Raw genomic sequence first — 637 nt, forward strand, 5'->3', positions numbered from 1 at the left:
GGGTAGAGCAGGGCCCGCGGGCCGGTGGCGGCGGGCAGGTCGCCGGCGAGCTCGGCGAGCAGGACGTCGTCGAGGACGCGGGAACGGGCGAGCGCCCGCCCGTGCTCGGCGAACAGCAGGGTGGTGGCGCGGGCCGGGTCGTCGGCGAGCACGTCGGCCCAGCCGAGCTCCGCCAGGGCCGCGGCGAGGTCGCCGCCCTCGGCGAGCACCTCCCGCAGGGAGCCGGCCAGCAGCTCCGCGGTGGCGTCATCGAGTCCGGGACTGGTCACTTCGCCTCCTTCGGCAGGCCGAGGACGTGATCGGCGATGATCGTGCGCTGGACCTCGGCGGAGCCGCCGAGGATCGTCGCCGAGCGGGAGTACCACCACTCGTCGCGCCAGGCGGCGACCTCGTCCGTGGCGCCGAGGACGAAATCGATGCCCAGCAGGTCGCGGGCGAGGTCGAACAGGGAGATCTCGGCGGTGGCCAGCAGGACCTTGTCGACGCTGGCCTCGGGGCCCACCGTGTCACCCGCGGCGAGCCGGCGCACCGTGGCGGCGCTGCGGGCGCGCAACGCGATGATCTGCTCGTAGACGGAGCCGAGTCGCGCGGCCGAGCCGTCGGGCAGCCGGGCGCCGGCGGCGAGCCGGGTGGCGAC

Annotated in this window: 1 protein-coding gene and 1 pseudogene; both read right to left on the minus strand. The window is 76.1% G+C overall.

Annotated elements, in window-relative coordinates:
* Window positions 1-269 (minus strand): annotated as a pseudogene (locus ND748_RS33390) (acyl-CoA dehydrogenase); the annotation flags it as partial.
* A partial coding sequence (locus ND748_RS33395) for an acyl-CoA dehydrogenase family protein (RefSeq protein ID WP_285903031.1) occupies window positions 266-637 on the minus strand: 372 nt, incomplete at its 5' end. The gene ND748_RS33395 and the pseudogene ND748_RS33390, both read right to left, overlap by 4 nt.

This window comes from Frankia sp. AiPs1 (assembly GCF_023716945.1).
GTDB lineage: Bacteria > Actinomycetota > Actinomycetes > Frankiales > Frankiaceae > Frankia.